We start from the raw sequence: 6,356 nt of genomic DNA, 5'->3' as shown, positions 1-6,356 counted from the left end.
CGACCAATGCAGGTAATAGGTGACGAACAGATTAGAGCCTGATAGCAGAAGTTTAAATAAGCGGTCCCCAGCGTTCCATATCAGGTAGCGTATCCGCTGGGTGCAAGCTGTATTGGCCATCTGCGCGAAAGGCGAAAACGGCATCTGGCCCATAGATAAACCATTGTTCGGTAGTTGGATCATCGCCGACTGCCCACGTTTCAAGAGCGCCACCGAGATCAAATTCAAATCGGGATCGGCCAGCTGCAGGAAATACCGAAATATTGGTTAGTTTCTGCCCATCGAGGTTAGCCGTGGCGCGGAAAATATCATCTCTGCTATCCTCGCTCCACGCGATTGGCTCACCATCAACTGATACACGCCATTCGCAGCAATAAATCCAAATGTGCCACCGCCCCTGAACGTAGGCCTGCCGTCGAAATCCTTGCTGCTCCGAGCGCCATTCTTGAACCGTTAGTTTGGGATCACCAAACTCGAAGGTTAAAAAGGCTGCCATAGCCTTGCCTGGCTCCCCATGCCGGGTGGCCGATCATAGGCAAGGTAAAATCATTAAGAGCCATCATATGGCGTTGATCCCATCGATCTCGAAAGTCTGCAATGCACGACTAAATCTTAAAACCCGTCAGTCGCCTACCCACCCCCTCCCGCTACCCCGCCATCCTCAATGCTTCCCCGGCTTGCTCGAAGTCCCAGGGGCCGTCGGGTTCAGCAGCGCCGCGCCGCTGGGCAGGGCGGTGCCGCCCATGTCCAGGCTCTGTGCCGCCTTTTTCGCCACGCGGGCCGGGTCGTCGCGTTCCTTGATCGCGGCCTTGGTTTCCGCGTCCATATCCTCATCGTCAGCGCTGTTGCCGCCACGGGTCCAGCCCAGGATGATCGACATGCGCCGGTTGCGCGGATCATAGGCGTCGTTCTTGATGAAGGGTTCGCGGTCGGCGACGCCTTCGATCCGGGCGAAGCGGGCATTGCCGATGCCGCTGTCGGCCAGCGCCTTGCGCGTCGATTCGGCGCGGGTCGATGACAGCAGCCAATTGTTCATGGTCCGGCCGGACGCATAGGGCAGGCCATCGGTATGGCCGCGCACGATCAGCGGGTTGGGCATGGTTTGCAGCACGGACGCGACTTCGCCGATCAGCGCGCGGGCCTGCGGCACCAGCCGGTCGGTGCCCATCGCGAACATCGCGAAATCCGCCTCGTCGATCAGGTCGATGCGCAACCCTTCGCGGGTTTCGGTGAAGCGCACATTCTTGCGCAGCTTGGCCATGCGCTTGGCCATGCGCGCTTCCAGTTCCTTCTTGATCGATTCAAATTTCTGCCGGTCGGCGGCTTTCATCGCCTTGCCGCCCTGATCCTTCGTGCCGCTGGCATCGCGCGGAATGGTAATGGCCAGACTGCCCTGACCACCGGTCGTCGGGTAATTTTCCTTCGCCATCATGCTGTCGCCGCCGAACATGCCGTTCGACCCGGCCGAATTTTCCTTGGTCTGCACCAAAGTGGGCGTGAAATAGTCGGCCAGCCCCTTGCGCTGCTTTTCGGTGGTCGCACCCAGCAGCCACATGAGCAGGAAAAACGCCATCATCGCCGTCACGAAGTCGGCATAGGCGACTTTCCACGCGCCGCCATGATGACCGCCATGGCCGTCGACGATGATTTTCTTGACGATGATCGGGCGGGGTTCCGGCTCGTTCGCGCCGCGCTTTTTTTCCGCCATGGCTTATTTGCCTCGCATACCGTCGAACACTTCGGCAAAGCCGGGCTGGTTGGCATGGGTCAGGCCGGATCGCGCCGCCTCGATCACCAGCGGCTGCGGGTGACCATGGAGCGAGGCGACGATGATCTGCTTGACGATATGATAGATCGCCCCGTCCGCCTCGATCACTGAGCGGCAGCGGTTGGCGAAGGGATTGACCATGCCATAGGCCAGCAGAATCCCTAAGAAGGTGCCGACCAGCGCCGAACCGATCATCGCACCCAGGATAGCGGGCGGCTGATCGATCGACCCCATGGTTTTCACCACGCCCAGAACCGCCGCAACGATGCCCAGCGCGGGCAGCGCGTCGGCCAGTCCCTGAAGGTTGTCGGCTGGCTTGATCGCTTCGTGATGATGCGTCTTGAGGCTGTTGTCCATCACCTCTTCCACCGCGTGCGGATCGAGCGCGCCGGACGAGATGACGACCAGACGCAGCGTATCGCTGATCAGGTGGATCAGCGCCTTGTCCTTCATCAGCTTGGGATATTCGGTGAAGATGGTGGAGGTCGAGGGATCCTCGATATGCGGCTCCAGCGCCACCGGCCCTTCGACCCGCAGCGTTTTCATCAGCTTGCTCACCAGAAAGATGCAGTCCAGAAAATCCTGCTTCTTATATTTGGCGCCCTTGAACACCTTGCCCAGGCCACCGCCCAGCGCTTTGAGGTCCGATCCGCTATTGCCGATGATGAGCGCGCCGACAGCGGCGCCGCCGATGATCAGCATTTCGTGAGGCAGGGCATGAAGCACCGGGCCAAGATCGCCGCCGGTGAAGGCGAAGCCGCCGAACACCATGACGAGCAGGACGACCAGTCCAATGGCTGCGAACATGAAACTATCCCCGATATAAGCACCCGGAAGCGGTAAGCCCCGGCGGCGTCGTATGGGACGCCTGTCTTGTGGTTAATACGGACTGGTTAGCGTCCGGTTTAGGACGACGATTTAATTTCGTCGGATCAGCTGATCAGATCGAACAAAGTCTGCTGGTTGATCCGGGCAAAGGCGGATTGCGCCGCCTCCAGCTGCATCAGCTGCGCCTTCACGTTGGAGATGACTTCGGTAAGATCGGTCGATTGCAGTGCCGCGCGCCGTTCGGTGAGGTCGAGGTCAATGTCGGTCAGCCGCTCGCCCACAATGTCGAGCCGGTTGCTGCGCACGCCCTGCCTTGCCAGTTCGACCGTGATGTGGCCCTGTCCGATCTTGATCGCATCCAGGCCCGATCCGATGGCGGCATCGTCCCCATTTTGCAGCGCGTCGATGCTCTGGCTCAATATCCCGTCGATCGACATCGGCGTGCCGTTGACGTCAATCCCTTCGGACACGTCCTGCCGCGTCGCCACGACTTCCAGATTGAGACCACGGCTGACCGGCACCAGCACGCTTTGCTGATCGTCGAACACCGACACGCCCTGATAATCGGTCTGGTTCAGCAATTCGTTGATTGTCGTGCGGATGGTCGACATCTCCTCGACGATCGCGGCGCGGCTGGTGTCGTTGAGCGATCCGTTGCGCGCCGACGTCACCAGTTCCTGCGCGCGGGTCAGCAGGTTGTTGACCTCCAGCAAATTGGCTTCGGCGTTGGCGGCGCGGGTCTTGCCATAGCTGATATTGGTCTGCCACGCCGATTGTTGCGCCTGCGCCCGGCCAACGTCGGACACCTGCACCCAGGCAAGCGCGTCGTCCGACGGCTTGTTGAGCGTGATGCCGGTGGAAATGGCGGTCTGCCCGTCGACGATATTCTGCGACAATTGCTGTTGCCGGCGGATTTCGGCGAGCATGATCTTGTTGGTGATACCTACCATGGCTCAGCCCTTTCGCGGCTCAGAGAATCTGAAGGATGGAATCGACGGTTTCCTTGGCGACCTGCAAAATCTTTGCGCTGGCCGAATAGGCCTGCTGGATGCGCAGAAGGTCGGCGGCTTCCATGTCGAGATCGACCCCGCTCACCGCTTCGCGCGCGGCAACCGCCTGGTCACTGCGGCCTTGCGCGGTGGTATTGTCCGCCTTCGTCCCCGCCAGCAGATTGCCATGGGCAGCGACCAGCGCGGTCCAGTCCTGTTCGACACTGCCATTGCCGCGCAGGGTCGATGTGACGGTCAGCAGATTGCCGTTCAGCGTCCCGTTGGCCGATCGGGTGGCCAGCTCGGCCGGATCGGTGATCAGCGCCGCGACACTGGCCGCGCCGCCGCCATAGGATAGCAGGGCCGCGCCCGCATTGCCGCCGTCAGTGACGCCCTGCGCATGCCAGGCATTCATGTCGGTGACGAATTTCTCAGCGATCGTGTCGAGACTCGCACGGCGGTCGGCCACCGTATCGGCGGCGGAAAACAGCCCGCCCAGCGTGCCGTTGGCAGGCGTCGCCAGCGCGGTGCCGTCGGCCAGCGTCAGCGCCAGCGTCCCATCGGCATTGCTGCCCACCGCCACGCTGGCGGCGATATTGCCCTGCACCAGCGTCTGCCCGTCAAAGCTGATCTGCGCGCTGTCATGTGCGCCAAAGCTGATCGTAACGTTCAGATTTTCGGTGAGGTCCTGCAACGCCGCGTCGCGGCTGTCGAGCAACTGCGCATAGGCAGAGGTGCCCGGCTGCGCGCGCAAAAGGCTGTTGTTGATGTCGGCAAGCGATTCCAGCGAGCGGTTGATTGTACCGACCGATGCTTCCGCCTCGGTCGCGATACCCTCTGACACCGTCTCCAGATCGGCGGCGGTCTGGGTAAAGGCCTGCGCGACGCGACCGATGCTGTCGAGTGTCGTTACCCGCAGGGACGTATCGGTGGGGCTGGCGGCCAGCTTTTCCATATTCTGGAACATGCCGGTCATCAGCGCGCCGATGCCGGTGCCGGTATCATTGAGCGCATTTTCAGCATCGCTCAGCCAGCGCAGCCGCGCGGTCGCACTGCCCAGCGCCATGCCGGTCATGCGCACGGTGGCGTCCAGATAGGGGTCGGTGCCGCGATTGATGCTCATCACCTGCGTGCCGCCGAAATTCCCTTTCGACACATACATGGCCATGGTGGCGGTGGACGCACCGGATTCAGCCGTCGTCACCGACCGGCGGGCATAGCCGTCGGTGCTGGCATTGGCGATATTCTCGCCAATCGCCGCCATCGCGGTGCGATAGGCGCGGGTGCCGGAAGCCCCGATGATGAACAGGTCGCTCATGGGCCTTCAGTCGATGATGCAGCGGGCGCGGCAACCGTGCCGCCAAATTGTCGCAGCAGTAGCGTGGCGATCCCCAGGCTTCCGGTCCCCGCCATGGCATCGGCGGTGCGCGCGTCGGCCATGTCGCGAAATTGCTCGGTCGCGCTGGAATCGGAAATACCCTCGGCAAGGCTCGCCGATCGCATCGCGCCGATCATCTGGCGCAGGAAGATCGCCTCGAACTGCTGCGCGGTCTTTTCCAGACTGGCCTTGTTCGCGGGTGCTGCGCCGGAAGCGGCGGTCGCGGAGGGTGTAGAGCTAAGCTGCATCACAATACCACCAATTCGGCCTTCATCGCGCCCGCCTGTTTCAAGGCTTCAAGGATCGCGACCATATCGGCAGGAGACGCGCCGATAGCGTTGACCGCTTTGACTATATCGGCCAGCGACGCCCCACCTTTAAAATTAACCATAGGTTTTTTCTGCTCGTCGATGCTGATGCTGCTCGATTCTTCCTGCGCGGTCTCGCCCCGGCTGAACGGCGCGGGCTGGACGATGCGCGGGCTTTCATTGACGCTGACGGTCAATTTGCCATGCGCGACGGCTGCGGGATGGATGCGAACCGCGCCGTTGATGACGACCGTGCCGGTGCGTGCGTTGACGATGACCTTGGCCGGGGCTTCGGCGGGCGAAATTTCGATATTCTCGATCATGCCCATCATCAGGATGCGGTCCTCCGCCCCCGGAATGGCGTCGATCGTGACTGACACCGCGTCCATGGCGCGGGCGCGGCGATCGCCAAAGGCGCGGTTGATGCCGTCCGCGACGCGCAGCGCCGTGGTCAGGTCCGCTTCGGCCAGGTTGAAGGTCAGCGTCGGCGCGGTGTCGAAGCCGGTCGCGACCGCGCGCTCCACCGTCGCGCCGCCGGGAATGCGCCCGGCAGAGGGAATGTTGACCGACACCTGGCTGCCATCCGCACCTGATACGCCAAGGCCGCCGACGGCGAGGTTGCCCTGCGCCATGGCGTAGATTTCATTGTCCGCACCGCGCAGCGGGGTCAGGATCAGCGTACCGCCGCGCAGCGACTTGGCCTTGCCCAGCGCCGACACGGTAATGTCGAGCCGCTGGCCGGGCTTGGAAAAGGCGGGCAGGTCAGCGGTGACCAGCACGGCCGCCGCATTTTTGAGCGCGGGATTGATCCCCTGCGGCAGCGTCAGGCCAAAGCGCGAGACGACGCCCTTCATGCCCTCGGTCGCATATTGCAAACTGTCGTCGCCAGTGCCGGCCAGACCCACGACAATACCATATCCGGTCAGCTGGTTGGGGCGCACGCCCTGGAACGTGCCCAGATCCTTGACCCGCTCCGCCTGTGCGGGGACGGCGAAGGAGGCGAGCAGAATGAACAGCGCGAAGAGGATGCGGCCATGCCATCCTCCCCTGTAAGGGGAGGTGTCTGGCGCAGCCAGACGGAGGGG

General features: G+C 62.4%; 7 protein-coding genes. All 7 read right to left on the bottom strand.

Going from position 1 to position 6,356, the window contains the following annotated elements; translation table 11 throughout:
* Positions 1-52: 52 nt before the first annotated feature.
* A complete protein-coding gene (locus tag EBBID32_RS24205; protein ID WP_156022595.1) occupies positions 53-496 on the bottom strand; it encodes a hypothetical protein in 444 nt (147 codons plus the stop codon).
* 165 nt (positions 497-661) lie between these two features.
* On the bottom strand, positions 662-1,708 hold the full coding sequence (locus tag EBBID32_RS16290) for a flagellar motor protein MotB (RefSeq protein ID WP_006960917.1): 1,047 nt from the start codon (positions 1,706-1,708) through the stop codon (positions 662-664).
* Between the two features lie 3 nt (positions 1,709-1,711).
* A complete protein-coding gene (gene motA / locus EBBID32_RS16285; RefSeq protein ID WP_006960916.1) occupies positions 1,712-2,575 on the bottom strand; it encodes a flagellar motor stator protein MotA in 864 nt (287 codons plus the stop codon).
* A 125-nt stretch (positions 2,576-2,700) separates the two neighbouring features.
* Complete coding sequence (locus tag EBBID32_RS16280) at positions 2,701-3,546, bottom strand: flagellin (protein WP_006960915.1); 846 nt, start codon at positions 3,544-3,546, stop codon at positions 2,701-2,703.
* A gap of 19 nt (positions 3,547-3,565) precedes the next feature.
* The gene (gene flgK / locus EBBID32_RS16275) at positions 3,566-4,903 is read right to left on the bottom strand and encodes a flagellar hook-associated protein FlgK (protein ID WP_006960914.1); all 1,338 of its coding nucleotides are present in this window, start codon (positions 4,901-4,903) and stop codon (positions 3,566-3,568) included.
* Positions 4,900-5,211 carry a rod-binding protein gene (locus tag EBBID32_RS16270; RefSeq protein ID WP_006960913.1) on the bottom strand — a complete coding sequence of 104 codons (312 nt, stop codon included), beginning with the start codon at positions 5,209-5,211 and terminating at the stop codon, positions 4,900-4,902. The genes flgK and EBBID32_RS16270 overlap by 4 nt, the downstream gene beginning before the upstream one ends.
* Positions 5,211-6,299 carry a flagellar basal body P-ring protein FlgI gene (locus EBBID32_RS16265; protein ID WP_037491293.1) on the bottom strand — a complete coding sequence of 363 codons (1,089 nt, stop codon included), beginning with the start codon at positions 6,297-6,299 and terminating at the stop codon, positions 5,211-5,213. The genes EBBID32_RS16270 and EBBID32_RS16265 overlap by 1 nt, the downstream gene beginning before the upstream one ends.
* Between the last annotated feature and the right edge of the window lie 57 nt (positions 6,300-6,356).

Source organism: Sphingobium indicum BiD32, from assembly GCF_000382885.1.
Taxonomy (GTDB): domain Bacteria; phylum Pseudomonadota; class Alphaproteobacteria; order Sphingomonadales; family Sphingomonadaceae; genus Sphingobium; species Sphingobium japonicum_C.
Note: the sequence above shows the minus strand (reverse complement) of the source record. Positions and strands in the feature narration are given on the sequence as shown.